21 protein-coding genes are annotated in these 25,322 nt (G+C 40.0%); 13 read left to right on the top strand and 8 right to left on the bottom strand.

Features of this window, described 5'->3' with window-relative positions:
* Positions 1–50: 50 nt before the first annotated feature.
* Positions 51–2,216 (top strand): malate synthase G, encoded by a 2,166-nt coding sequence (locus tag BJN41_RS08540; RefSeq protein WP_070154565.1) that lies wholly within the window; start codon positions 51–53, stop codon positions 2,214–2,216.
* Positions 2,217–2,873: 657 nt separating this feature from the next.
* Here BJN41_RS08540 and BJN41_RS08530 read toward each other — a convergent pair.
* Positions 2,874–3,338 (bottom strand): MarR family winged helix-turn-helix transcriptional regulator, encoded by a 465-nt coding sequence (locus BJN41_RS08530; protein ID WP_004976754.1) that lies wholly within the window; start codon positions 3,336–3,338, stop codon positions 2,874–2,876.
* A gap of 777 nt (positions 3,339–4,115) precedes the next feature.
* On the opposite strand from BJN41_RS08530, the gene BJN41_RS08525 reads away from it, so the two are divergent.
* The gene (locus BJN41_RS08525) at positions 4,116–5,639 is read left to right on the top strand and encodes a TerC family protein (protein ID WP_019836511.1); all 1,524 of its coding nucleotides are present in this window, start codon (positions 4,116–4,118) and stop codon (positions 5,637–5,639) included.
* Positions 5,640–5,913: 274 nt separating this feature from the next.
* Here BJN41_RS08525 and BJN41_RS08515 read toward each other — a convergent pair whose 3' ends face one another.
* Complete coding sequence (locus BJN41_RS08515; RefSeq protein WP_019836509.1) at positions 5,914–6,774, bottom strand: alpha/beta fold hydrolase; 861 nt, start codon at positions 6,772–6,774, stop codon at positions 5,914–5,916.
* A gap of 142 nt (positions 6,775–6,916) precedes the next feature.
* Here BJN41_RS08515 and BJN41_RS08510 point away from each other — a divergent pair, with 142 nt between their 5' ends.
* Positions 6,917–7,369 (top strand): hypothetical protein, encoded by a 453-nt coding sequence (locus BJN41_RS08510; protein WP_019836508.1) that lies wholly within the window; start codon positions 6,917–6,919, stop codon positions 7,367–7,369.
* A gap of 168 nt (positions 7,370–7,537) precedes the next feature.
* Here BJN41_RS08510 and BJN41_RS08505 read toward each other — a convergent pair whose 3' ends face one another.
* Positions 7,538–7,774, bottom strand: a complete 237-nt coding sequence (locus BJN41_RS08505; RefSeq protein WP_070154559.1) for a hypothetical protein — start codon at positions 7,772–7,774, stop codon at positions 7,538–7,540.
* Positions 7,775–8,343: 569 nt separating this feature from the next.
* A complete protein-coding gene (brnQ, locus tag BJN41_RS08500) occupies positions 8,344–9,636 on the bottom strand; it encodes a branched-chain amino acid transport system II carrier protein (protein WP_070154557.1) in 1,293 nt (430 codons plus the stop codon).
* Positions 9,637–9,989: 353 nt separating this feature from the next.
* Between brnQ and map the strand changes: the two genes are divergently transcribed.
* Entirely contained in the window at positions 9,990–10,784 is a 795-nt protein-coding gene (map, locus tag BJN41_RS08495) for a type I methionyl aminopeptidase (RefSeq protein WP_019836505.1), read from the top strand.
* Between the two features lie 219 nt (positions 10,785–11,003).
* Here map and BJN41_RS08490 read toward each other — a convergent pair whose 3' ends face one another.
* Entirely contained in the window at positions 11,004–11,903 is a 900-nt protein-coding gene (locus BJN41_RS08490; protein ID WP_070154556.1) for a LysR substrate-binding domain-containing protein, read from the bottom strand.
* A 56-nt stretch (positions 11,904–11,959) separates the two neighbouring features.
* Positions 11,960–12,406 (bottom strand): HD domain-containing protein, encoded by a 447-nt coding sequence (locus tag BJN41_RS08485; RefSeq protein WP_070154555.1) that lies wholly within the window; start codon positions 12,404–12,406, stop codon positions 11,960–11,962.
* Between the two features lie 120 nt (positions 12,407–12,526).
* Between BJN41_RS08485 and BJN41_RS08480 the strand changes: the two genes are divergently transcribed.
* Positions 12,527–12,856, top strand: coding sequence for a hypothetical protein (locus BJN41_RS08480; protein ID WP_019836502.1), 330 nt, complete (start codon positions 12,527–12,529; stop codon positions 12,854–12,856).
* Positions 12,857–12,965: 109 nt separating this feature from the next.
* Here the strand turns inward: BJN41_RS08480 and glnG are convergent, their stop codons facing one another.
* Positions 12,966–14,444 (bottom strand): nitrogen regulation protein NR(I), encoded by a 1,479-nt coding sequence (gene glnG, locus BJN41_RS08475; RefSeq protein WP_070154554.1) that lies wholly within the window; start codon positions 14,442–14,444, stop codon positions 12,966–12,968.
* Entirely contained in the window at positions 14,431–15,540 is a 1,110-nt protein-coding gene (glnL, locus tag BJN41_RS08470) for a nitrogen regulation protein NR(II) (protein ID WP_019836500.1), read from the bottom strand. Before glnL ends, glnG begins: the two co-directional genes overlap by 14 nt.
* A 349-nt stretch (positions 15,541–15,889) precedes the next feature.
* On the opposite strand from glnL, the gene rimO reads away from it, so the two are divergent.
* The 8 genes from rimO (at position 15,890) to bamA (ending at position 25,316) form a co-directional block, all read left to right on the top strand.
* Positions 15,890–17,233 (top strand): 30S ribosomal protein S12 methylthiotransferase RimO, encoded by a 1,344-nt coding sequence (gene rimO / locus BJN41_RS08465; RefSeq protein ID WP_070154553.1) that lies wholly within the window; start codon positions 15,890–15,892, stop codon positions 17,231–17,233.
* A gap of 84 nt (positions 17,234–17,317) precedes the next feature.
* Entirely contained in the window at positions 17,318–18,046 is a 729-nt protein-coding gene (pyrH, locus tag BJN41_RS08460) for a UMP kinase (protein ID WP_019836498.1), read from the top strand.
* A gap of 88 nt (positions 18,047–18,134) precedes the next feature.
* Entirely contained in the window at positions 18,135–18,689 is a 555-nt protein-coding gene (gene frr, locus BJN41_RS08455) for a ribosome recycling factor (protein ID WP_004976711.1), read from the top strand.
* A gap of 3 nt (positions 18,690–18,692) precedes the next feature.
* On the top strand, positions 18,693–19,445 hold the full coding sequence (uppS, locus tag BJN41_RS08450) for a polyprenyl diphosphate synthase (RefSeq protein WP_070154551.1): 753 nt from the start codon (positions 18,693–18,695) through the stop codon (positions 19,443–19,445).
* 3 nt (positions 19,446–19,448) lie between these two features.
* Positions 19,449–20,273, top strand: coding sequence for a phosphatidate cytidylyltransferase (locus tag BJN41_RS08445; RefSeq protein ID WP_004976707.1), 825 nt, complete (start codon positions 19,449–19,451; stop codon positions 20,271–20,273).
* Positions 20,274–21,470, top strand: a complete 1,197-nt coding sequence (ispC, locus tag BJN41_RS08440) for a 1-deoxy-D-xylulose-5-phosphate reductoisomerase (protein ID WP_070154549.1) — start codon at positions 20,274–20,276, stop codon at positions 21,468–21,470.
* Positions 21,471–21,473: 3 nt separating this feature from the next.
* Complete coding sequence (rseP, locus tag BJN41_RS08435; RefSeq protein WP_070154547.1) at positions 21,474–22,829, top strand: RIP metalloprotease RseP; 1,356 nt, start codon at positions 21,474–21,476, stop codon at positions 22,827–22,829.
* A 42-nt stretch (positions 22,830–22,871) separates the two neighbouring features.
* Positions 22,872–25,316, top strand: coding sequence for an outer membrane protein assembly factor BamA (bamA, locus tag BJN41_RS08430; RefSeq protein WP_070154545.1), 2,445 nt, complete (start codon positions 22,872–22,874; stop codon positions 25,314–25,316).
* The last annotated feature ends 6 nt before the right edge of the window (positions 25,317–25,322 follow it).

The following is a 25,322-nucleotide window of genomic DNA, read 5'->3' as shown; positions in this document are numbered from 1 at the left end:
TCAGTATACTAGAATCTCTTGTATAAAAAGTAGCAATATCAGGAAAGACAATGACTGCACGTATTCAAAAAGGCAAGTTAGCGATTGCTAAAGAACTTTACGATTTCATCGAAAATGAAGCATTACCAGGTTCTGGTTTAGACAGTGATACATACTGGAAAAACTTTGAGCAAGTCGTTGTCGATCTTAGCCCTAAGAACAAAACATTACTCGCAAAGCGTGATGAGCTTCAGGCTAAAATTGATGAATGGCACCGCAATAATACATTTGAATTAGAAGCTTACAAAGCTTTCTTGACTGAAATTGGCTACTTATTACCAGAAGTAGAAGATTTTCAAATTACCACCGAAAATGTAGATGAAGAAATCGCATTATTGGCTGGTCCACAGCTCGTAGTACCTGTACGTAACGCACGTTACTGCTTGAACGCAGCCAACGCACGTTGGGGTTCATTGTACGATGCACTTTATGGTTTCGATGTCATCTCTGAAGAAGATGGCGCAGAAAAAGGTAAAGGCTATAATCCGAAACGTGGTGAAAAAGTTATCTCATTCGCGAAGAACTTCCTGGACGAAACTTTCCCATTGGCACAAGGCTCACACGCCGATGTCACTCAATATGCAGTTGAAGGCAATGCACTGGTTGTAACGTTAAAGGACGGCTCAACTACAACTCTTGCTGACGCATCTAAATTTGTTGGCTATAACGGCGAAGCTGMTGCACCGACTGAAATCGTGCTGAAAAATAATGGCTTGCATGCGCTGATTCAAATCGATGCAAACAGCCCGATTGGTCAAACTGATGCAGCTGGCGTGAAAGATGTGGTGCTTGAAGCCGCTGTAACAACAATCCAAGACTTGGAAGACTCTGTTGCAGCAGTAGATGCTGAAGAAAAAGTAGAAGGCTACCGTAACTGGCTAGGCTTGATGCGCGGTACGCTTGAAGAGTCTATCGAGAAAAATGGCAAGACCATTACTCGTAAGCTAAATGCTGACCGTACCTTCAAGAATCTGGAAGGTGGTGAAACTAAAGTTCACGGTCGTTCATTGATGCTTCTTCGTAACGTGGGTCACTTGATGACAAACCCGGCAATCCTTGTGGATGGCGAAGAAATCTATGAAGGTATTATGGATGCGTTGGTAACACCACTTCTTACGATTGCTGATATTCGTGGCGAAAACACGATCAAGAACTCTCGTAAAGGTTCTATGTACATCGTGAAGCCGAAGATGCACGGTCCTGCAGAAGTTGCATTTGCAGTAGAACTGTTTGAGCGTGCTGAACAAGCGCTTGGCTTGCCAGCAAAATCAATCAAAATTGGGATCATGGATGAAGAGCGCCGTACTTCTGTGAACCTGAAGAACTGTATTGCTCAGGCGAAAGATCGTACCATTTTCATTAATACAGGCTTCATGGACCGTACCGGTGACGAAATCCATACCTTCATGGAAGCAGGTCCATTCGTTCGTAAAGGCGAAATTAAAGGCCAAAAATGGTTCCCGGCTTACGAAAACCGTAACGTAATGATCGGTCTGCAAACTGGTCTGCGTGGTAAGGCACAGATTGGTAAAGGTATGTGGCCTAAACCTGACATGCTGTTAGACATGTACAAAACTAAGACTGAGCATCCAGAAGCGGGTGCAAGCTGTGCATGGGTACCATCTCCAACTGGTGCAGTGATTCACGCGATTCACTACCATCAAATCAATGTAGCAAACCGTCAGCAAGAATTACTTGCAACTGAGCCGCTACCTCTAGATGACCTATTGACTCCGCCATTGGCAACAGACACCAACTGGACTGAAGAAGAGAAACTGAAAGAACTGGAAAATAACTGTCAAGGTATCCTGGGTTATGTGGTTCGTTGGGTTGACCTGGGTGTGGGTTGTTCAAAAGTTCCAGACATCAACGATGTAGGCTTAATGGAAGACCGTGCAACTTTACGTATTTCTTCGCAACATGTAGCAAACTGGTTACGTCACGGAATTGTAACACGTGCACAGGTTGAAGAAGTGATGCAGCGCATGGCGAAAATTGTAGATCAACAAAATGCCGATGATCCACTATACACGCCTATGTCTAAAGACTTTGCTAACAGCATTGCGTTCCAAGCTGCTTCTGACTTGATCTTCAAAGGTGGCGAGCAACCTTCTGGTTATACAGAGCCACTTTTACACGCAGCTCGTTTAAAGTTAAAAGGTTACACAGGTGACTAATCCTCCAAGGATTTGACTTACTCATTGTGTAATCCAAACAAATGAGCCTCTTCGGAGGCTTTTTTGTTATCTGTATTTGCAGTATTTTTCGTGATAATTTTATCGCTAAATGGGTACAGGATGTACTTTTTCTGTTAGAAAACGCCACCAAACGTCAAGCTGAGGAGTGGAGTGAAAGCCAATTTAGATGTTGCGAAACGACAAATAAAGCAAAATTTAAAATCACTTGCACAGGAAAATATGTGTAAAACTGCTTAGACTATGATTTTAGCGGTGATGATAAATTAACTATTCAGCGATATATGAAATTTGCCGTTTAAAGAGATGGCAGTGTTAAGAAGAAAATGTTCGATCTGCGATTAAGATTAGCATGGATCCCTCTGAACATGCTTTGATGAAGTAATTTCATGTGCTTGGGCCTGTCAAACTCACTGTTATTGTTATTCCACTTGCACGTTTAGATGAAGTGCTGACTTTGAAAGCACCGCGCATACACTCCTTTGTGCAGGTCTTTCCTGTAGATGAGTTCGAGTGTTCGGATGTACAAACAAAAAAGATCGAAAACACTAAGACGCCTTCAGCTCAATGTTTTCGATCTTTTAATGCACTTTGAACCTAAATTGGGAATTAGAAAAGAGTAGAAAAATAATACGATGTTTAGCGTGCTAAATTATTAAAAATATGACGTAAACTTTCCATCATTTTTTCAATTTGTAGTGGAGTTAAACCATCAAATGACTGCTCTAAAACAACGCTAGTCAGATCATTAATTTTGTTGGTCATCTCATTACCTTTTTCAGTAAGCACGACACGAGTGATACGCGCATCATCATCACAAGAATAAGTTTCAACCAAACCTTCATCTTTTAAACGATAAACAATTTTAGTTGTAGTTGACATTTTTGACACCACCATGTCTGACAAATCAGACACACTCGCATGTGCTTTTGACCTTAATGCCAATAAAATACGACGGCGAGAATTATCTAAACCATACTTTTTAAGTGCCTGATCGACATTCTGTACATATTGAGCATGTACTTGTGTGACCCAATAATACGGAAATTGTTCAATATCATATTGGTCGGCGGATGGTAGAAATTTTGAATATTTCTTGGACATTGCATATTCCCTGCATTGTTTTAATTGTATTTTTGATATTTCACATTTTATGTGAAAACTCATGTGCTTAGCAAGATGCTTTCAGTGGCTAAAATTTGGTTGAAATCTGACGAAATATGATGAATCTCGATTTAGAAGCTGGCTTTGAAATGGCTATTTTTCCAAGCGCGTAGGCATTTGTTTAAGTTCAATCCATATTCATGTGTCATATCAATTAATCCTATAGAATTGTTTTAGTTTGGATTAGTAGTGAGTTATCTGGTTTTATAAGTTGAATTATCAATTTAACCATCAACTTAGGCTGCATTTTAGTTAAAAAAATACATTTGTACACTTGGCTTTTAGGTAAAAGTGCGGGTTATTGCGTTGAATTTTGCAAAAAAATTATAAGCTTTGGTCTAATCTTTTAACAATAGTTCTTTTTTATCAATATTTTAAGTTTAGATTAAAGTGTGGGTTGGCTTACAGTTGTAATCTATGACTAATGCGTCTAAAAATACATTACAATTCATTTGACATTTTTAATCCATTCTCACGGCTTTTGTTTGGCTGTCATCGCTCTAAAAAAATTAAGAATGTGAAAAATAGAGTAAAAACCATCTTATAGATCGTACTGTTTAGTTTTATTCAAAAAAATTAAAAATTTAATTACAAATGTTCAAGATTGTGCATAATTAAGCTATCTATTGCTAAAAAGGTTACTTTTATGGATCCGTCGCCGTGCGCAGGTCTACTTTATATTTCGATTTCTGCTAACTATCTCGGAGCTATGAACTAATGGAGTTTTTATTAGATCCGGGAATATGGGTTGGTTTAATTACACTTATTATTCTAGAAATCGTATTAGGTATTGATAACCTAGTCTTTATTGCAATTCTTGCAGAAAAATTACCCCCAGAACAGCGTGATAAAGCCCGTGTGATTGGCTTATCTTTAGCGTTGTTTATGCGTTTAGGATTGTTATTTGCAATCTCTTGGTTGGTTACTTTAACCGAACCGTTAATTATCTTATTTGAAAAAACCTTTTCAGGGCGTGACCTCATTCTCTTGGGTGGCGGTTTGTTCCTCGTCTATAAGGCGGTAGGAGAGTTGCATGAGAAGATGGAAGGCAAACCCGAAGTCAAAGTCACGACCAATGTGGTTTATGCAAGTTTTGCCGCAGTTGTAGCACAAATTGTTGTTCTAGATGCAGTTTTCTCTTTAGACTCAGTCATTACCGCAATTGGCATGGTCGACAACATCTATGTGATGATGGTTGCCATGGTGGTTGCAATGTTGGTGATGTTACTTGCATCTAAGCCATTAACTGCTTTTGTGAACCGTCATCCAACAGTGGTGATTTTGTGTTTAAGCTTCTTACTATTAATTGGTATCAGCTTGATTGCAGAAGGTTTTGGCTTCCATATCCCTAAAGGTTATATCTATTCGGGTATTGGTGTTGCGATTGCTATTGAAGCGTTTAACCAATTTGGTCAGCGCAATGTTGCAAAACATGAAGCAAAAATTCCGTTACGTCACCGTACTGCAGATTCAATTTTAAAATTGATGGGGGGGCGAGTTGAAACCAGTAGCCCTGATTTGCATAACGAAGCGCAAGAAGCGTTTGCAGATGAAGAGCGCTACATGATTGGTGGTGTCTTAACATTGGCAGAGCGTTCAGTCGCATCAATTATGACGCCACGTAGCCAAATTTCATGGGTCAATATTGAAGATTCACCTGAACACATCCGTGAACAGATTTTATCTGTACCACACAGCTTATTTCCAGTGTGTCGTGGTAGTTTGGATAAAGTCATTAGCATTGTACGTGCCAAAGAGCTGTTGGATGTCTTAGATGAAGAAGAAGAGCTCAAAGCTTTAATTAAACGCCAGCGTCCAATTTACATTTTTGAAAAAATGAAAGTGATTGATGCGATCAATACGTTGCGTACTTCTAAAGGTTCTTTGGTTTTAGTCAGTGATGAGTTTGGTAATGTTCAAGGTTTGATCTCGCCACTGGATGTGTTTGAAGCGATTGCAGGTGAATTCCCTGATGCAGACGAGCAGTTGGATTTGGTTAAAATCAATGACAATGAATGGAAAGCAACAGGTATGTTGGATTTATATCAGCTTGAACTTGAACTGGGTATGATGGATCTAATTGAAGAAGATGCGGGTTATATTAGTGTCGCAGGGTTGATTTTAGATAAAACCCAAGGCGAAGTTCAGGTAGGTACGCAGTTGGATTATCAAGGTGTGCACTTTGAAGTGACAGAACTTGATGACAACCGTATTAAAACTGTGTTGATTCGATTACGCTAATTGCTAAACATAAAAATCTATCATTTAAAAAGCTCTGCTGAAATGGTGGAGCTTTTTTTATGGCGCAATAAAAAGATGGTGATATTCCATTCTGAAAATTTGTATCAACAAAAAATCTGGATTTTAAAAGTTGAACATGAGCAGCGTTTAATATGGAATAAAAAGAAGCAACCAAATAGGATTACAAATTTGGTTGCTTAAACAGTGAAAAAACAAAAAGCGAGAAACTAAAACCACAAAATGTCTAATTTGTAGGTGACGTCATCACTGAAAATTAAACTGCCAATTGATTTGCAATCACATCCCATAAATTTTGATGTGATTTTTTAAACATTGCCATGTGTCCAATGGTTTTATGTTGATAACGCTCTGGTACGAGTTCAATCATACTGGTCGGTGCTTGAGGATAGAGACGCAGTAAATCTAGTACATTGGCTTTAGTGGCAATTTCATCATCCGAACTCCAAATAGAAGTAATTGGGCAGCGAATATCATCGTGATAATGCTCTGTAACTGTTTTACCAACGGCATTGATCACATAACCAGGCTTGCTACAAAATTGTGCCCATTGTCGAGCCACATTTTTAGGTAAGTTTTCCCCCATACCAATCGCATTGGTTGGACCATAACCATGTGTAATTCTAGCAAGGGGGAAAATAAGATTAAACATCACTGGAGCTAGGAGGCGAGTACGACCTTTCAAACCTTTTGTGTGGCCTGTAGAGCCAGATACAGCGACTACTTTTGCTACTTTATGATATTCAGGATTAATCCCTAGTAATTGTCCGCCTGCACTATGTCCCAATAAAACGACCTGTTCGGCTTGTGTTTTTTGCAGTAAAGTATTGACTGCTGCAGGAATATCCAACTGCCCCCAATCAACAATGCTGGCTTGACATTGTTTTAATGGTTCATGCAATGAATCACCAATACCACGAAAATCAAAACACAGCACAGCATAGCCTTGTTCATTTAACCATGTGGCAAAAGCGTGATAAAAACTTTTGGTAATGCCTGTCGCGGGGCAAATCAAGACAGGTAGACGCTGTGCTTGCGTATATTGATTTGGATAATAACGGGCAGCTAGGGTATAACCATCTGCACAAATAATATTTAAGCTTTCAAAAGTGCTCATAATGTTTTTAAAAATGATAAGAATAAATTTAATTTACACGAGTTCTAAAAAGAAACTTGAGTTAATTCTGACTCTAAAGTCAAGCAGAGTGGTCTGTGAGTGTAGTTAAATAACCGCACGAAAAATAAAAAGAGTGTTCAGCATGGAAAGTTTATCTTTGGCAGTGCGCCTTGCGATTATCTTTAGTGGCATATTTTTGTGGGTGGGGATACTTACAGGCGTGTGGAAATATTGGCAAATTCGTGCTTCTGCCCAAGCGCGTGCGCATTATTATGTGGATATTGCACATCGCAGTAGCTTGTTATATGCGCCTGCGAGTTTAATTTTAGCGGTCTTGGCTTATTTTTGTATTTGGGATACGACTATTATTTTAATTTGTGTCATTCTAAATTTAGCATTTTTCAGTTTTTCTATTCTGAGTTATATCTTGCATGGATTGCTCAAAGACACCACCAATCAATTTAAACAACCGCATCAAATTGCAGCATGGACGTTACCAAGTTGGTGCATGAGTTTGGTAATGCTGTTATTAATTATGGCTGAATTGGGCGGGACGAGTGTGTTATTGCTCGGTGCAATCTACGGATTGTTGTAATTCTAATTGCTCAGTTTAATTTTTCTTAGGGGAGGGAGAAGATTTTCAGATGTTTACCGTTAAGTGGTGAGTAGAATCTATTTGATGAGTTTGGCGGCAGAGGAGTGATCCATCTGCCGCAAAGTGAAAGTGAAAAAAAGATAAAATGAATGGGTGTTCGGGTAAAAATTAATGAATTTCTACGTTTTTATGTTTACGAAACTTTTGGTCAATAGATGTCCAAATCGCAAAGGCTATACATACCAATAAGGCATATAAAAAATAGGTTGGTTTCAAATTGCCTTGAATTGAGCCTTGTAGCAATAGGGTCAGCATTAGTGCAAAAGTGGTGCTTAAAAAAGTAACTAGATTGTGGTTAGCCTTCAGAGCGTTAATGAAGACTTGCGTAGTGAAATGTGAAAACATCTCCATCCCTCCTTATTATAAATTACTAAAATCAGAGCGTTTTAGTCAGATTGGTTATATTGTTCTACCTTATTTTGGAAATTATTTCAAGTCCTTATAATCATATTTTGATAAAAAACATCATTTCTGTAAGAAATATCACTATTTACTATCATTTATATAAAAAATAATAAAAATTAGCGCGTTTTTTAAGTCATATAAATAACATTACAATGGTACTTGCATATTTTATGCCAGCTATTTTTGAAGGCGACTATACGACTTTAGCGTTAATTTGAGATGTGTTTAAGATTGGTGAATGATTCATTTTGTTTTATTTTTTTATTGAAAATATTTTAATTTCAATTCTTTATTATTCCTAAAGATTAATGGAATGTGTTCTGATCCTTGCTGATAAATTGTAAAAAGAAAACAGCTTTGGTCAAAAAAACAATAAGTGTGGGTTTGGGTAAAACCTGACAATTATTGTCTAACTTAAATTCGTATTTGGATAAAACACGCCTTTAATACAATGCAGCTTCAAAATAGAGCGCAACTTGAAAACATACCTAGCTCGAGATGCGTAATGGTTATTTTTTCATTCGATCACGAATTGCAGCAAATATAAAAATCAGCAATGCAGGAAACAACCAAGCGAGGTTTTGTTCGCTCAGCGGTAAATTGGTCAGTGAGGTCGGCAAAAATCTGGCTAAGTCTGCAGCCTTCATTGCATCAATGATACCAAAGAGCAATGCAACTGCCGCAGTAGGTGCAATCACACGGGTTGGAATACGGAACAATCCCCAAAAAAAGCTGAGTAGAATGACCACAATTGCAGGTGGATAAATCGCACTTAAAATAGGCACTGAAACTGCAATCAGCTTGGTGAGTCCAAGGTTAGAAATGACAAAAGCAAAGCCCACTAAAATAAATACCCAACGGCGGTAGTGAATTTTAGTAATTTGTTCAAAATATCCTGCACATGCGCATGTTAGTCCAATCGCAGTAACCAAGCAGGCAATAAAAATCATTGCAGCTAAAAATACCGAGCCAAATCCGCCAAAGGCATGTTGTACATAGGCGTGTAAAATTATCGCACCATTACTGGCATTGGCTGCAACATCATGACTGCCCATTCCCAGTTTAAATAGACTCAGATAAACTAAAGTTAAACCCACCCCTGAAATTAAACTTGCCCAAACGGCATAGCGGGTGACGAGTTTTTTGTCAGTCACCCCGCGTGAGCGAATCGCATTAATGATAACAATGCCGAATACCAATGCACCTAAAGTATCCATGGTGAGATAACCATTTATAAAGCCTTCAGATACAGGACTGTTCACATAATTGTGAATTGCAGGTGAAATTGTACCTGTCGGAATAATAAAGGCAGTGATGCCTAAAATGAGTAATGACAAAATTTTAAGTGGAGAAAGCACATACCCCACTGTGTCTAAAATTTTGTGTGGATACAGTGAAATCAGCATCACCAAAGCAAAATAAACGGAGCTATATACGAATAAGGCGCTCGTGGAATCGCCAAAATAGGCTGAAAAACCAATTTCATAAGATACTGTTGCTGTACGTGGCGTGGCGAAAAGCGGACCAACTGCTAAATAACAGATGACTGTTAAAATTAAGCTCGCGGTTTTGCCTAAAGGCGAACTTAAAATTTGTATAGAACCTTCAACACGTGACAACGCCATAATGGTAATCACGGGTAAGCCAACGGCGGTAATGAGAAAACCGAGCGCAGCAAGCCAGACCTGTTCGCCCGCTTGTTGTGCCACGATAGGCGGGAAAATAATATTACCTGCACCAATGAATAGTGCAAAGGTCATAAAACCCAAGGCAATAGTATCCCGTGTGCGTAAATTCGTCATGGGAGAGAAAATGAGGTGTAAACAAAAGAAAGCGATTTTAGTAGATCGAGCTCTAATTTTCTAATTGATTTTACGGGTTGTATTCATAGTTTATATGGTATGTGTGTTTTTGCTGTTGTAATCTTCAATATAAAAAATTAGATAACTTGCTGTTTATTCAGATACTTTTTAAAAAGAACTGATCCCGATAATATGGTTTGCTGATCTGGTGTGAGTTTTAATTGCGATTTTAAAAGGTTGGTTTTTAAACAAAAAACTGTTGGTTACATGAAGATGGATACATGTTTGGCAACTGAAGCGGATTTTACAAGCTGAAAGGGCTATAATCTTAGGCTTCAGGTTAGGAGTTCATCATGCGCGCCCTTAGAGTCAGTATTAAATCAGAGCAAGATATCGAGAAATTACGCATTTCGGGGCGTTTGGCGGCTCAGGTGTTACAGATGATTGGTGAACATGTCAAACCGGGTGTCACAACAGCATATTTAGATGATTTGTGTCACGATTATATAGTAAATACCCTAAAAGTAATTCCTGCCAATGTGGGTTATCACGGTTATACCAAAACCACCTGTATTTCACCGAATGAAGTGGTCTGTCATGGTATTCCATCAACCAAAACTGTCCTTAAAGATGGTGACATCATTAATATTGATGTGGCGGTGATTAAAGATGGTTTTTATGGTGATACCAGTCGTATGTACTACGTGGGACAGGTGAAACCCGAAGCCAAAAAACTGGTGGATACCACTTATGAGGCGATGCATGCAGGCATTCATGCAGTGAAACCAGGTGCGACTTTGGGGGATATCGGCTATGCCATTCAAAGTGTGGCGCATCGTGAAGGATATAGCATTGTTCGTGAATATTGCGGACATGGTATTGGAAGGGTCTATCACGAACAACCAAGTGTGCTGCATTATGGTCAGCCTGGACAAGGTTTGGTGCTTGAAAAAGGTATGGTATTTACCATTGAGCCGATGGTGAATGCAGGTAAAGCACGTGTGAAAGAGCTGAAAGACGGCTGGACGGTGGTGACTACTGATCAATCGCTTTCTGCACAATGGGAACACATGGTTGCCGTGACTGATACTGGTTTTGAAGTGTTATCACCGTGGCCAGAAGGTACGGGGAGTTATCCTGAAATTTGATACGCGAATGCTTTCAAGTTAAGACTGCTAGATAAAACATTAGACTTTAGTTTTAAACGCCTTGTTAGAAAATAAACAATCGCTATAATTCAATTCAAAGATACTTGCTGTAGTTTCTTTGTTTTAACTTTCTTATTTTAGATTGTAATTTTCAAAGCTTATCTGTCTTAGATAAGCTTTTTTTTTGCTGTTGAGTATCTGAAATCCTGTGACACTGTACTAACGAATGGTCAGTTTTTCGACCAAATAGTCAATAAATACACGTACAGCAGGTAATAAACCCCTCCGTGAAGGGTAGACGACGTGGAAAATGCCGTGAGGCGCATGCCAGTCGGATAAAACGCGAACTAATTCACCCGACGCAACATAATCTTCAACAATAGTGTCAGGCAATAGCACAATGCCGCAATTTTGTCGTGCCAATTGCGCCAACATCATTAAGTCTGAACCCATAACCGTAGGATTGACCTTAATTTTTTTTGATTGCTGTTGTTGGTTGTGTACGACTATGAATTGATCTAAATGCTCATCTGACATGCTTAAAATTTTATGCTGACTTAAATCTTCAGGTTTTTTCAAATCGCCAAATTCATTTAAATAAGCCTGACTGGCAAATAAATGTTGTTCGATTTTACTGAATTTTCGAATCACCAAACTCGGATCATCGTCTAAATTTGAGCGGACACGCAGTGCAATATCAATCCCTTCGTTGACGATGTCGACACGACGGTTGCTGACAATTAGCTGTACTTTAATTTCAGGGTAGGCTTTCAAAAATTCAGGCAAAATTTTGGCAATTTCATTTTGCGCAATTGAAACAGGTAAGCTGACTTTAATCACACCCCTTGGTTCAATGCTTAAATGATCGACCAAATTGTGTGCGGCTTGGGCAGCATTCATCATCACTTGCGCATGACGATACACATTCATACCAATTTCTGTGACTGCAAAATGACGTGAACTGCGTTGAATTAAGCGTACGCCTAAGCGTTCTTCTAGGTTGTGTACGCGTCGGCTAAGTTTGGATTTTGGAATATCGGTGGCGCGTTCTGCTGCACTAAATCCACCGTGTTCGACCACTTGGGCAAAGCAATAAAAATCATCCAAATCTGTAAGCATGAATAAATTCCATTTGTGCAACAATACTTAAATTAAAGTTTTATCGTTGCATGTTGTCAATCTTTAATCATGCTTTGTTGCTGTGCTTTTTGCAGAATATCTAAAACTTGTCGGTATTCTTCTAAACGAGCTAAATCACGTGCTGTAGGATTGGGAATCCGCGCTAAATTCATGTTGTCTTTCACATCTGCAATTTTTACGGCACACGCAAGCGGGTTTTGTGCAGTACGCATAGCCGCTTGGACACGAGTTTCATGTGGCAGTTTGGTGAGCGCCTGAATCGCTTGAATAATATGCGTTTGAAATCCTAAATTTTGAAGGTCTTGTGCTGTGGTGTGGGTATCTTCAAGAATGTCGTGCAGGACGGCGACAATTTGCTGATCAGGCTGCTGTAACTGCAACATTACCCGTAAGGGATGCAAAATATATGGCTGATCACCTTTATCTAGTTGTCCTGCATGTAGTTGTACTGCAAGTGTAATTGCATTTTCTAGAGTTGACATAAGTACAATTAAAAAATTTTCTATGATTATAAGCTGTACTTAGCGCAAAATATAGAAATTGCTTGTTATGATGCAAAACAGACTTCCTATTTATCTATTTTATATTGGTGATACTGCTCTATGCCATATCAACTCATTGAACTGAATACGCCTGCAACTGAAAATTTGCTTTGCCCACATTGCCAACATGCTGTCATTGACTGGGCAGAAGAACAATATATTCAGCCTTGTGAACATACTTTGTTTGTCGCAATGGATTTGGGTTTTGAATATGCCTCAGATGTGTTTGAACAAAGCATGCCACGCAGCGTCGATGAAATTCATGCACATGATGATCAATTAGATATGTGGCAAGAACTGACTTCGAGCCGCTATCCCCAATATATGATTTATAAAACGGATTTAGGCGTGCAAGGTTTATCACGCTATGTCGGATTTACCGTTGCTTAATTGCACTTCATTTGAGAATGAAAGATATAAAAAAGAGGGAAATTCAACAGCTGAATTTCCCTCTATGGTGATGATGAATTGCCAACAGATTTAGATATTTGATTCGCGCTTAGCCCTCAATATCTTCTTCAATTTCATCGTCAGCACTGTCCATTCCTAACTCTTTGAGTTTTCGCGTTAACGTATTACGGCCCCAACCGAGTAGCTCAGCGGCATGACGTTTACGTCCACGGGTTTGTTGTAGTGCGGCATTAATCAAAGTGCGTTCAAACATTGGAATGGCGATATCTAGAAGTTTCATTTCGCCATTTTTTAGCTTTTGTACTGCCCATTGCCCAAGTAATTCATCCCAATGCTGCATAGATACCCGTTCTGCCACATGAAGCGCAGAATGCTCAGCTAATTTTTCAATAGGAATTTGCTTGAGTTCAGTTGGTAAATCTTCAGGATAGACTTCACGTCCTGTAATCATTACTGTAAGCCAGCGACAGGTGTTTTCCAGTTGGCGCACATTACCTTGCCATGGCAATTGCTGCATATACTCCACTGTTTCAGGACGTAATATTTTTGGACTTACGCCTAATTCTTTGCCTGCACGTGCCAAAAAGTGCTGTGCTAACATTGGAATATCTTCACTGCGATGCGCCAATTTAGGAATATGAATCCGAATAACGTTTAGACGATGATATAAGTCTTCACGGAAACGTCCATCCTGTACCAGTTTTTCCAAATCCTGATGCGTTGCTGCGACAATTCGCACATCCACTTTGACAGGAATATGCCCACCGACCCGATAAAATTCACCATCTGCCAATACGCGCAATAAACGGGTTTGGGTTTCAAAAGGCATATCGCCAATTTCATCTAAAAACAGGGTGCCGCCGTTGGCTTGTTCAAAACGGCCCTGACGTTGTGTATTTGCACCTGTAAATGCACCTTTTTCGTGTCCAAAAAGTTCGGTTTCAATCAAATCTTTAGGAATGGCAGCCATATTCAGCGCAATAAAAGGTTTGCTGCTACGTGGTGAGTGGCGATGCAGTGCATGCGCCACCAATTCTTTCCCTGTACCTGATTCACCATTAATGAGCACAGTAATGTGTGATTGCGATAAACGACCAATCGCACGAAACACTTCCTGCATGGCAGGCGATTCACCAATAATTTCTGTCGATTGAATTGGCTGCACTGTCGATTTTGCAGATTCTTGCTGTTGTAGTTTGGTGATATGCAAAATTGCACGATTGACTAAAGCAAGTGCTTCATCAATATCAAAAGGCTTGGGTAGGTATTCAAATGCACCTGTTTGATAGCTAGATACTGCCGATTCTAAATCGGAGTGCGCAGTCATAATAATCACAGGCAAGTCGGGATAACTGACTTTGACTTTGCCAAGAAAAGTTAAACCATCAATTCCAGGCATGCGAATGTCGGTCAAAATTACATCGGGTGCATCTTGGTTTAACTCATCTAGTGCAGACTGTGCTTCTTCAAAACTGGTAACTTCAAAACCTTCTTCTCTAAAAGTTTTTTCAAGTACCCAGCGCATTGCACGGTCATCATCAATCACCCAAATTTTATTTCGCGACATGACTCGCCTCCCAAGGTAAATATAAGCTAAATACTGTTTTTCCTGGAATAGATTGACATTCAATCATTCCGTTATGTTGATGCATAATATTTTGTGCGATGCTTAAACCAAGTCCTGTACCGTTTGCGCGTCCAGTCACTAACGGATAAAACACAGACTCTAAAATGTCTTCAGGTACGCCTGGGCCGTTATCTTCAATATCAACACGTACGGTGGAACGATTCAGCACACCATTAATGGTGACCAAGCGTTGAATACGGGTTCTTAAAATTAATTCAGGTCGATGCTCAACAAAGAAATCAGGTTGTTCGGTCATGGCTTGTACTGCATTGGCACAAATATTCAGCATGACTTGAATCAATTGATCGCGGTCTGCCATAACTTCGGGTAAAGAAAGGTCATAGTCGCGGATAATATTTATTTTGTTTTTAGTTTGATTGACAATCAGGCTGCGTACCCGCTCTAAAGGCTCGTGAATATTGACCGGTTCATAGCTTGGAAGTTGGCGTGAACCGAGCATGGTGTCGGCTAAGTTTCTTAAACGATCCACTTCGCTAATAATAATGTCGGTAAATTCATCATACTTCGAGTCATTTAAACTTCGCGCTAAGAGTTGTGTCGCACCACGAATTCCTGCAAGCGGGTTTTTAATTTCATGTGCTACACCACGAATCAATTGACGCGCGACTTGATGCTGCTGAATAAAGTTTTCTTCTTTGGAAATTTTGAGCATCCGATCAATCGGATTTAATTCAATTAGCAAAAGTGGATGATACGGCTTGCCTGCGTTTAACTGTGATGCAGTGTAATCGACATGAATGTCTTTAAAATTGACGTTAATGGTTGCTTCACGGCGAGTGTAGGGCTGACCTGTTTTAATGGTATTTAGAAACGCCTCTTGAGTATTGAACTCATCATCAGGCGTGTGCAGCAAATTTAAAACAGGTTGCCCTGAAGCCCGAATTAAACTGATATCAAATAAAGCTTCACAAGATGAGTTTAAATAAAAAATATTCAGGTCACGATCAACCAGTAAAATTGCAGTGCTAAGGTTATCCACCAAAAGACGGTAGTCAATGCGCTGGGTCTGATCCATTCGTGAATGCTTCCTGTATGAAATATTGTGCAAGGGCATTGTCATATGTCAGCCATGTTCCAAAGTAGGATCGAATTGAGGCGAATTAAGCAAAATGCACGCCAACTTTTCATTTTTAGTGCATTCATCACCGAAGAATCGGAAAAATGCGCAGGAACTGGACTGAATTTTTAAGATATAACGGAGAACTGAAACACTGTAAATGAAAATGCATTAAAATGGTGCATTACTTACATCATTTAGCCTGAATGGTTGTATTTTGGTGCATTATGCAAAGAGTCGGCTATTTCTCTATTTTTATGCAAAGAAAAGTCATACAATACGCGCATTCTAGTGGAGTGCAGATTCTATGAAATCCCCCAAAGTCGGTTTTGTTTCTTTAGGTTGTCCTAAGGCATTGGTAGATTCCGAACGAATTTTAACTCAGTTAAAAACTGAAGGTTATGATGTCGCATCTGATTATGAAGGTGCTGACTTAGTTGTTGTCAATACATGTGGTTTTATTGAATCTGCAGTACAAGAGTCTTTAGATGCGATTGGCGAAGCCATGAATGCCAATGGTCGTGTCATTGTGACGGGTTGCTTGGGTAAAGATGAAGATAAAATTCGTCAAATGCATCCGAATGTACTCAAAGTTACGGGTGCAGCGGCTTATCAGGACGTGATGGAAGCGGTGCATCAATATGTTCCTGAGCCACCAAAGCATAATCCATTTATTGATTTGGTACCTGAACAAGGCATTCGTTTGACGCCTAAACATTATGCCTATCTTAAAATTTCAGAAGGTTGTAACCATCGCTGTACTTTCTGCATCATTCCAAGCATGCGTGGCGATTTGGTTTCGCGTCCTGTGGGTTCGGTGTTAGAAGAAGCTGCTGCACTCAAACGTGCGGGCGTAAAAGAAGWATTGGTGATTTCGCAAGATACTTCTGCTTACGGTGTAGATACCAAATACAAATTAGACTTTTGGAATGGGCAGCCTGTTAAAACCAAATTCTACGATATGTGCGAAGCCTTAGGGCAGTTGGGCATTTGGGTGCGTTTGCACTATGTCTATCCATATCCGCATGTCGATGCTGTGATTGACTTAATGGCTCAAGGCAAGATTTTGCCTTATTTAGATATTCCGTTTCAGCATGCCAGCCCGAAAGTGTTAAAGCTAATGAAGCGTCCTGCACACAGCGAAAACACTTTAGAGCGTTTAAAGCTGTGGCGTGAAAAATGCCCTGAGTTAGTTATTCGTTCTACCTTTGTGGTGGGTTTCCCTGGTGAAACAGAAGAAGATTTCCAAATCTTGCTGGATTGGCTCAAAGAAGCGCAACTAGACCGTGTTGGTTGTTTTACCTATTCACCAGTTGAAGGTGCCGCAGCAAACGATTTACCTGATCATGTGCCTGAAGAAATTAAACAAGAACGCTATGAGCGTTTTATGCAGGTTCAGCAAGAAATTTCTGCAGCCAAACTTCAAAAGCGTATTGGTCAAACTATGACGGTATTGGTTGATGATTTGGAAGAGGAATTTCCAGTGGCAGTAGCACGCTCTTATGCCGATGCACCAGAAATTGATGGCAACGTATTTGTAGAAGATATCGACAAGAATTTAATTAAAGCAGGTGATTTGCTTGAAGTTGAAATTACCGATGCCGATGAATACGACTTATTTGCCAAACTGATTCAGGTCAAGTCTGCTTAGGGTTTCTCTGACTAAGATTTCAAGTTGTAAATCAGACGAATTGTAAGAATTTAAAGTTTAGAATTTAGAATTGGAGTAATGACAATGTTAGATTCAAAAAAGCCACGTTATGCACGTATCTTGTTGAAACTATCGGGTGAAGCGCTTGCAGGCAATAAAGACATGGGGATTGATGCGCAAGTGCTCGATCAAATGTCTTTGGCTATTGCACACTTGGTTGGTCTAGGTGTGGAAGTTGGTATTGTTGTGGGTGGTGGTAACTTGTATCGTGGCAGCCAATTACAAAAAGACGGTTTGGTTGGTCGTGTAACTGGTGACCAAATGGGTATGTTGGCAACTGTGATGAATGGGTTGGCCATGCGTGATGCTTTGGTACGCCGTAACATCAAAACTCGTTTAATGTCTGCATTACCTATTGGCACTGTAGTCGAGTCTTACTCAAGCCGAGATGCAATTCGTCATCTGACTCAAGGTGAAGTGTGTGTGTTCGTTGCGGGTACAGGCAATCCATTCTTTACCACAGATACAGCAGCATGTTTACGTGGTATCGAAATCGAAGCTAACTTGATCTTAAAAGCGACCAAAGTAGATGGCGTATATAACAAAGATCCAAGCAAATACGAAGATGCGGTGAAATATGACACACTTACATTTGACCAGGTGTTGGATGAAAAATTAGGTGTTATGGATTTAACTGCAATCTGCTTATGCCGCGATCACAATGTGCCGTTGCAAGTTTTTGATATGAATAAAGCAGGTGCATTGCTTTCTGTAGTGATGGGCGAAAAAGAAGGAACTCACGTTACGAACTAATGTACGTGAGCCACAAAGCTCTTTATACTACGGTTTAATTTAACCCTATATTTTGACTCAAATTTTAGAATACAGTAAGGAAGATCTTATGATTAACGATCTTAAAAAAGACAGCGAAGAACGTATGAGCAAGACTTTAGAGTCTTTAGAACATGGTTTTGCCAAAGTACGTACAGGTCGTGCACATCCATCAATTTTAAATGGTGTGATGGTTTCTTACTACGGTTCCGATGTGCCACTTAACCAAGTAGCCAACATTGGTGTAGAAGATTCACGTACCTTATTGGTTCAGCCATTTGAGCGTTCAATGGTGTCTGCAATTGATAAAGCAATTCGTGAGTCAGATTTGGGTCTAAACCCAATCACAGCCGATGCAATTCGTGTACCGCTTGCAGCATTGACTGAAGAAACTCGTCGTGACATGCAAAAAGTTGCGCGTTCTGAAGCAGAAAATGCCAAAGTTGCTATTCGTAACATCCGCCGTGATGTATTGGGCGACATCAAAGCATTATTGAAAGAAAAAGAAATTTCTGAAGATGATGAGCGCCGTGCAGCAGATGACATCCAAAAAATCACAGACAAATACGTTGCAGAAGTAGACAAGCGTCTTGCTGCAAAAGAAGCTGAGTTGATGAAGGTCTAATCAATGACCACATCGGAAGACAGCGCGTCTTTGCCAAAACATGTTGCCATCATTATGGATGGCAACAATCGTTTTGCAAAAAAAAATCAAATGCAAAAAGGGGAAGGACATCGCTCTGGTAAAGATGTACTTGACCCGATTGTTGAACATTGTAGAAAAAAACACATTCAAGCTTTAACCGTTTTTGCTTTTTCGAGTGAAAACTGGAATCGTCCGCAGTTTGAAGTGGATTTACTCATGCAATTGCTGGAAACCACAATTCATGAGCAATTACCACGCATGGAAAAATTCAATATTGCCTTACGTTTTATTGGTGACCGTTCACGTTTGTCGCCGCATTTGCGTGAGTTAATGTTGCATGCCGAACAAAGGACTGCTAATTTCAACAGCATGACACTCACAATTGCCATTAGTTATGGTGGTATGTGGGATATGGCACAAGCTGCAAAACAAATTGCAGCAGATGTTGTGGCGCATAAAATTGATATTGAACAATTAGATACACAACTTTTTGGTCAATATGTCAGTCTGGCAGACCTACCACCTGTCGATCTGTTGATTCGTACAGGTGGCGATTTTAGATTGTCCAACTTTTTACTTTGGCAAGCTGCGTATGCTGAATTGTATTTTACCCAAACCTTGTGGCCTGAATTTAGCATAGAAGAATTTGACGATGCACTGGCAGTATTTGGTGGTCGCGAACGTCGTTTTGGTAAAACTTCTGAGCAAATTCAACAAGAGAAAATTGAGAATTAATACATGTTAGAGCGGATTATTACCGCATTGGTATTGGTTGCTGTGGTGTTGAGTTGTATGTTTGCAACTCAGTCGCACTATCCAATGTTTATGCTGATGATTGTTGCAGCAGGGGTTGCGGGCTATGAGTGGTTCAAACTCATGCCAAGAAAAACTAAATATGTCCTCAAACCTGTGGCTTGGGGCTTTGGTGTATTGACTGCCGCTTTGGCAGCAATGGCACTTTATTTTAGTGATATTGCCTTGTTACTTTGGGCAGCTTCTATTTTGACATGGTTACTCAGTATTTATTGGGTCAAGTCTTATCCAGAATACGATGCATGGTATAACCCAAGCTTAAGTTTTATTGGTTTTATTCTAATTTCTGCTGCGGTCACTGCAATTTTTTCCGTATGGAATAGTTCGCCGTGGTGGTTAATGTACTTGTTCTTGTTGGTTTGGGGTGCAGACTCAGGTGCTTATTTTGTTGGACGCAAACTAGGCAAGAAAAAACTTGCACCAAATGTCAGTCCAAACAAGTCAGTAGAAGGCTTATATGGCGGTGTGTTTACAGCCATGCTAATTGTGATTGTTGTCGAAGTGGTGTATTTGGACCTAACTTTGGCACAACATATTTTATTTTTGATTCTTTCGGTATTTACGGTATTTAGCTCAGTATTGGGCGATCTGTTTGAATCCATGATCAAGCGCCGTGCAGGTATTAAAGACTCTGGGCGAGTTTTGCCAGGTCATGGTGGTGTGCTAGATCGGATTGATTCTTTACTTGCAGCAGCTCCAATTTTTGCTGCAGGTATGTATGTTTTAAAACTTATTGGCGTAGATTTATAAATGTCACAAGCTGTTTGTATCTTGGGTGTGACAGGTTCAATTGGACAAAGCACCCTAAAAGTACTGCAACAACATCCTGAGCAGTATTCAGTTTTTGCCGTGACGGCGCACAGCCGAATTCAAGAACTGGTTCAAATATGCAAACAGTACCATCCTAAAGTTGTGGTTGTACCTGCCGCCAAAGTAGATGAATTGCATCAACTGTTTCGCCAAAATCAAATTTCAAATATTGAAATTTTAAGTGATGAAGTGGGGCTAATTGCGGTTGCTGAACATCCTGAAGTGGATGTGGTCATGGCAGCTATTGTAGGTGCTGCAGGCTTATTGCCAACATTGGCAGCAGTTAAAGCAGGTAAGCGTGTATTATTGGCCAATAAAGAAGCATTGGTGATGTCGGGTGATATCATGATGCAGGCAGCTCGTGAACATGGTGCTTTGTTGTTGCCAGTAGACTCTGAACATAACGCGATTTTTCAATGTTTGCCTGAACATTATTTACAAACCGAAAGAAATGGACAACCTAAGTTAGGCGTATCACAAATTTTACTGACTGCTTCGGGCGGTCCATTTTTAAATCATAGCCTAGAAGAACTGCAACACGTTACCCCTGCTCAAGCGTGCAAACATCCAAATTGGTCTATGGGACAAAAAATTTCGGTAGATTCTGCAACCTTGATGAACAAAGGTTTGGAATTAATCGAAGCGTGTCATCTTTTTGCAATTTCAGAACACTTTGTTACAGTTGTAGTTCATCCACAGAGTATTATTCATTCCATGGTTCAATATGTGGATGGTTCAACTTTGGCGCAAATGGGTAATCCTGATATGTGTACGCCTATTGCGCATGCTTTGGCATGGCCGCAGCGTATCCAAACGCATGTTCCGCCTTTAGATTTGTTTGTCAATCATCAGCTTGATTTTCAAGCACCCGATACCATACGTTTTCCTGCCTTAAGTCTGGCACGTCAAGCCATGCAAGAAGGTGGTCTGGCGCCTGCTATTTTAAATGCAGCAAATGAAATTGCAGTTGCAGCATTCTTGCAGCAAAAAATTCGTTTTACTGAAATTGCGACAGTGGTTGAGCATACCTTGAACCAAATACAAAATTCAGCCGCAGAAAGCATTGAACTGATTTTGCAGGCAGACCAAAATGCTCGTGCTATTGCACAGTATTTTGTGTTGAATAAAGGAAGCTAAAGCATGAGTGCCTTATTTATTGTGGTTGCAGCGATTCTTTTGCTAGGACCTTTAATTGCAATTCATGAGTTTGGGCACTACTTTGTTGCACGTAAATTAGGTGTCAAAGTTTTGGTGTATTCCATAGGCTTTGGGCCAACCATTTTAAAATGGACGTCTAAAAAATCGGGGATTCAATATCAGCTTTCGGCACTGCCTTTGGGTGGCTATGTCAAAATGCTTGATGAACGCGAAGAAAACGTTGCAGAAGCAGACCTACCTTATGCCTTTAATCGTCAGCATCCGTGGAAACGTATTGCGATTGTGGCAGCAGGGCCGTTGATTAACTTAATTTTTGCCATATTATTGTTCTGGCTATTATTTTTACCCTCTCAAGAACAGTTGAATACCCGTGTGGGTAAGGTACTGGCAGATACACCTGCGGCGGCAGCGCAAATGCAAGTAGGTGATAAGATTACCGCCATTGATGGTACGCCTGTGACGACATGGGAAAAGCTGAACTTTGCCTTGGTAGACCGTGTAGGTGAAACAGGCAAAATTCAGGTACAGGCTGAACGCGCAGGTGAAATCAAAACGTTTAGCTTACCCATTCAAAATTTCTTAAATGATCAATCTCAATCGCCTTTAGATGTTTTAGGTTTTACACCGTATCGTCCACAAATTCCTGCGATTGTCAGCAAGTTAAGTGAAGATGGCGCAGCCATTCGTCAAGGCATGCAAGAAGGCGATCAAATTGTTGCGATTGATGGCGTAAAAATGAATGACTGGTACGATGTGGTGCAAGTTGTTCAAGCATCGCCAGAAAAATTACTGAAAGTAGATGTGCTGCGTAACAATCAAGTGCAACAACTGGAAGTAATGCCGCAAGGTAAACGTGACAATATGGGCAATGTTTCGGGTGTATTGGGTGTGCAAAGTGATCCTGGAAAAATTGTCATTCCAGAAGATTATAAGCAAACGATTCAATATAGCCCGAGTGAAGCTTTATTGATGGCAGTAGATAAAACAGGTCAGCTGTCTAGCATGATTCTGAACTCTATTGTCAAAATGGTACGTGGTTTAATTGGTTTAGATAATTTATCTGGCCCAATTACCATTGCTAAAGTCGCAGGACAAAGTGCGGAAATGGGGTGGCAAACTTTTATTTCCTTTATGGCACTCATGAGCGTAAGCTTAGGAATTCTAAATTTATTGCCAATTCCAATGTTGGATGGCGGGCATTTAGTTTATTATTTTATCGAGCTGATTCGTGGAAAACCTGTTTCTGAACAAATACAATTAGTTGGTTTAAAAATTGGTATGGTACTGCTTGGAAGTATGATGCTCCTTGCATTATTTAATGACATTATGCGTTTATAACAACGTAGATACGAAATAAATTTAACATTGGAAAAGACTGGCATGCAGCACACACATTTATTTATGCCCTTGGCACTCGTCAGTGCAATGGCGGCAACACAACAAGTATATGCAGCAGATGAATTCATTGTACGAGATATAAAAATAGATGGTCTTGTTCGTTTAACGCCAGCCAATGTCTATGGAATGATTCCAGTCAATAGTGGTGATCGTGTCAATGAGGCCGTTTTAGCCAATGCGATTCGCTCACTGTATGCCACCGGTTTGTTTGATGATATTCAGGCTACGCGTGAAGCAGATACGCTGGTTTTTAAAGTGGTTGAACGTCCAATCATTTCTAAAGTTGAATTTAAGGGCAATAAACTGATTCCAAAAGAAGCATTGGAAGATGGTTTAAAGAAAATGGGCGTGGCTGAAGGTGAAGTGCTGAAAAAATCTGCACTACAAACTTTAGAGTCTGAGCTTGAACAGCAATATATGCAGCAAGGTCGTTATGATGCTGATGTACGCGTCATCACCACGGCACGTCCAAATAACCGTGTAGATTTAACCGTGGAGTTTGTTGAAGGTAAAGCCGCTAAAGTGGTGGATATCAACATCATTGGCAATACGGTTTTCAAAGAAAGTGAAATTAAGCAGGCTTTTGCGGTAAAAGAAAGTAGCTGGAGTTCAATTGTTACCCGTAATGACCGCTATGCACGTGAAAAAATGGCGGCAAGTCTTGAAGCATTACGTGCTCTATACCTCAATAAAGGTTACATCAACTTCAATATTACCAATTCAAGTTTGAACTTGAGTGAAGACAAAAAGCATATTTTTGTTGAAGTTTCGGTGGATGAAGGCGAGCAATTCAAGTTTGGCGAAAGCAAGTTCTTGGGCGATGCTTTGTACAAACCAGAAGAACTTACAGCACTGCAAATTTATAAAGATGGTGAAACCTATTCACAAGAAAAAGTGAATGCGGTAAAACAATTGTTACTGCGTAAATATGGCAATGCAGGCTATTACTATGCCGAAGTGAATATTGTGCCACAAATTGATAAAGAAACGAAACTGGTCGATTTAAACTACTACATTAATCCAGGTCAGCAAGTTACAGTACGTCGTATTAACTTCTCAGGTAACAGTAAAACTGCCGATGAAGTGCTCCGTCGTGAAATGCGTCAAATGGAAGGCGCATTGGCAAGTAATGAAAAAATCGACTTATCTAAAGTCCGTTTAGAACGTACAGGTTTCTTTAAAACTGTTGATGTTAAGCCAGTGCGTATTCCCAACGTGCCTGACCAAATTGACTTAAATGTTAATGTAGAAGAACAGCACTCAGGTACCAGTACTTTGGCGGTAGGTTTCTCGCAAAGCGGTGGTGTGACATTCCAAGCAGGTTTAAGCCAAACCAACTTCTTGGGTACAGGTAACGCAGTTTCGATTGATTTATCACGTTCTGAAACACAAGACTATTATAACTTGAGTGTGACCGATCCATACTTCACGATTGATGGTGTGCGTCGTGGTTACAACATGTACTATCGTAAAACTAAACTAGATGATACCTATAACGTAAACAACTATGTGACAGATAGTTTCGGTGGTGGCATTAACTTCGGTTACCCAATTGATGAAAACCAAAGCATTAGTGCAGGTTTAAACATTGACCAGACTGAAGTTACAACGGGTAATCGAGTTTCAACGTATATTCGTGACTATTTATTGGAAAATGGTGGTAAAGAAATTGGTTCATCAAATTATTGTGTAGATAAGAATGATCCTTGTACAACAGAACTTAAAGCTGATCGTTTTTCTGGTGATTATTTAACTTACAATCTAAACTTGGGATGGTCGTATAACACCTTAAACCGTCCAATTTTCCCAACCAATGGTATGTCGCATCGTGTTAATGCTGAAATTGCTTTGCCTGGTAGTGATGTAGAATTCCAAAAAGTGACTTATGATGCACAGGCTTATTTCCCATTAGGCAAGGATTTTGTCTTACGTGGCTATGGTAAGTTAGGTTTTGGTAATGATTTACCGTTCTATAAGAACTTCTATGCAGGTGGCTACGGTTCGGTACGTGGTTATGACAACAGCACGCTTGGGCCTAAATATGACAGTGTTTATGCAGAACATAATTCATTGGAAAATTATGATTTGGAAGAAGTGGGCGGTAATGCTTTAGTCCAATTCGGTACAGAATTGGCGTTACCAGTGCCATTTAAAGGGGATTGGACACGTCAAGTCCGTCCAGTGATTTTTGCAGAAGGCGCACAAGTCTTTGATACTCAATGCGATATTTCTTCATCTGCTGACTTAAGAAAGTACTGTAAAGACAATTACGGCTTCGACTTTGGTGAAATGCGTTATAGCGTGGGTGTAGGCTTTACCTGGATTACCATGATTGGTCCATTGTCACTTAGCTATGCCTATCCATTGAATGATAAAGAAGGCGATGACACTAAAAATATCCAATTCGAAATTGGTCGTACTTTCTAAGTGCGA

The sequence above is a fragment of the Acinetobacter towneri genome (genome assembly GCF_001758345.1).
Taxonomy (GTDB): Bacteria; Pseudomonadota; Gammaproteobacteria; order Pseudomonadales; family Moraxellaceae; genus Acinetobacter; species Acinetobacter towneri_A.
This window is presented reverse-complemented; position numbering and strand designations above follow the sequence as displayed.

Bases quoted from the DNA above. Each gene is read 5' to 3' on its own strand.
- BJN41_RS08530 (WP_004976754.1), bottom strand. From the start codon at position 3,338: ATGTCCAAGAAATATTCAAAATTTCTACCATCCGCCGACCAATATGAT.
- BJN41_RS08525 (WP_019836511.1), top strand. From the start codon at position 4,116: ATGGAGTTTTTATTAGATCCGGGAATATGGGTTGGTTTAATTACACTT.
- BJN41_RS08515 (WP_019836509.1), bottom strand. From the start codon at position 6,774: ATGAGCACTTTTGAAAGCTTAAATATTATTTGTGCAGATGGTTATACC.
- BJN41_RS08510 (WP_019836508.1), top strand. From the start codon at position 6,917: ATGGAAAGTTTATCTTTGGCAGTGCGCCTTGCGATTATCTTTAGTGGC.
- BJN41_RS08505 (WP_070154559.1), bottom strand. From the start codon at position 7,774: ATGTTTTCACATTTCACTACGCAAGTCTTCATTAACGCTCTGAAGGCT.
- brnQ (WP_070154557.1), bottom strand. From the start codon at position 9,636: ATGACGAATTTACGCACACGGGATACTATTGCCTTGGGTTTTATGACC.
- map (WP_019836505.1), top strand. From the start codon at position 9,990: ATGCGCGCCCTTAGAGTCAGTATTAAATCAGAGCAAGATATCGAGAAA.
- BJN41_RS08490 (WP_070154556.1), bottom strand. From the start codon at position 11,903: ATGCTTACAGATTTGGATGATTTTTATTGCTTTGCCCAAGTGGTCGAA.
- BJN41_RS08485 (WP_070154555.1), bottom strand. From the start codon at position 12,406: ATGTCAACTCTAGAAAATGCAATTACACTTGCAGTACAACTACATGCA.
- BJN41_RS08480 (WP_019836502.1), top strand. From the start codon at position 12,527: ATGCCATATCAACTCATTGAACTGAATACGCCTGCAACTGAAAATTTG.
- glnG (WP_070154554.1), bottom strand. From the start codon at position 14,444: ATGTCGCGAAATAAAATTTGGGTGATTGATGATGACCGTGCAATGCGC.
- glnL (WP_019836500.1), bottom strand. From the start codon at position 15,540: ATGGATCAGACCCAGCGCATTGACTACCGTCTTTTGGTGGATAACCTT.
- pyrH (WP_019836498.1), top strand. From the start codon at position 17,318: ATGTTAGATTCAAAAAAGCCACGTTATGCACGTATCTTGTTGAAACTA.
- frr (WP_004976711.1), top strand. From the start codon at position 18,135: ATGATTAACGATCTTAAAAAAGACAGCGAAGAACGTATGAGCAAGACT.
- uppS (WP_070154551.1), top strand. From the start codon at position 18,693: ATGACCACATCGGAAGACAGCGCGTCTTTGCCAAAACATGTTGCCATC.
- BJN41_RS08445 (WP_004976707.1), top strand. From the start codon at position 19,449: ATGTTAGAGCGGATTATTACCGCATTGGTATTGGTTGCTGTGGTGTTG.
- ispC (WP_070154549.1), top strand. From the start codon at position 20,274: ATGTCACAAGCTGTTTGTATCTTGGGTGTGACAGGTTCAATTGGACAA.
- rseP (WP_070154547.1), top strand. From the start codon at position 21,474: ATGAGTGCCTTATTTATTGTGGTTGCAGCGATTCTTTTGCTAGGACCT.
- bamA (WP_070154545.1), top strand. From the start codon at position 22,872: ATGCAGCACACACATTTATTTATGCCCTTGGCACTCGTCAGTGCAATG.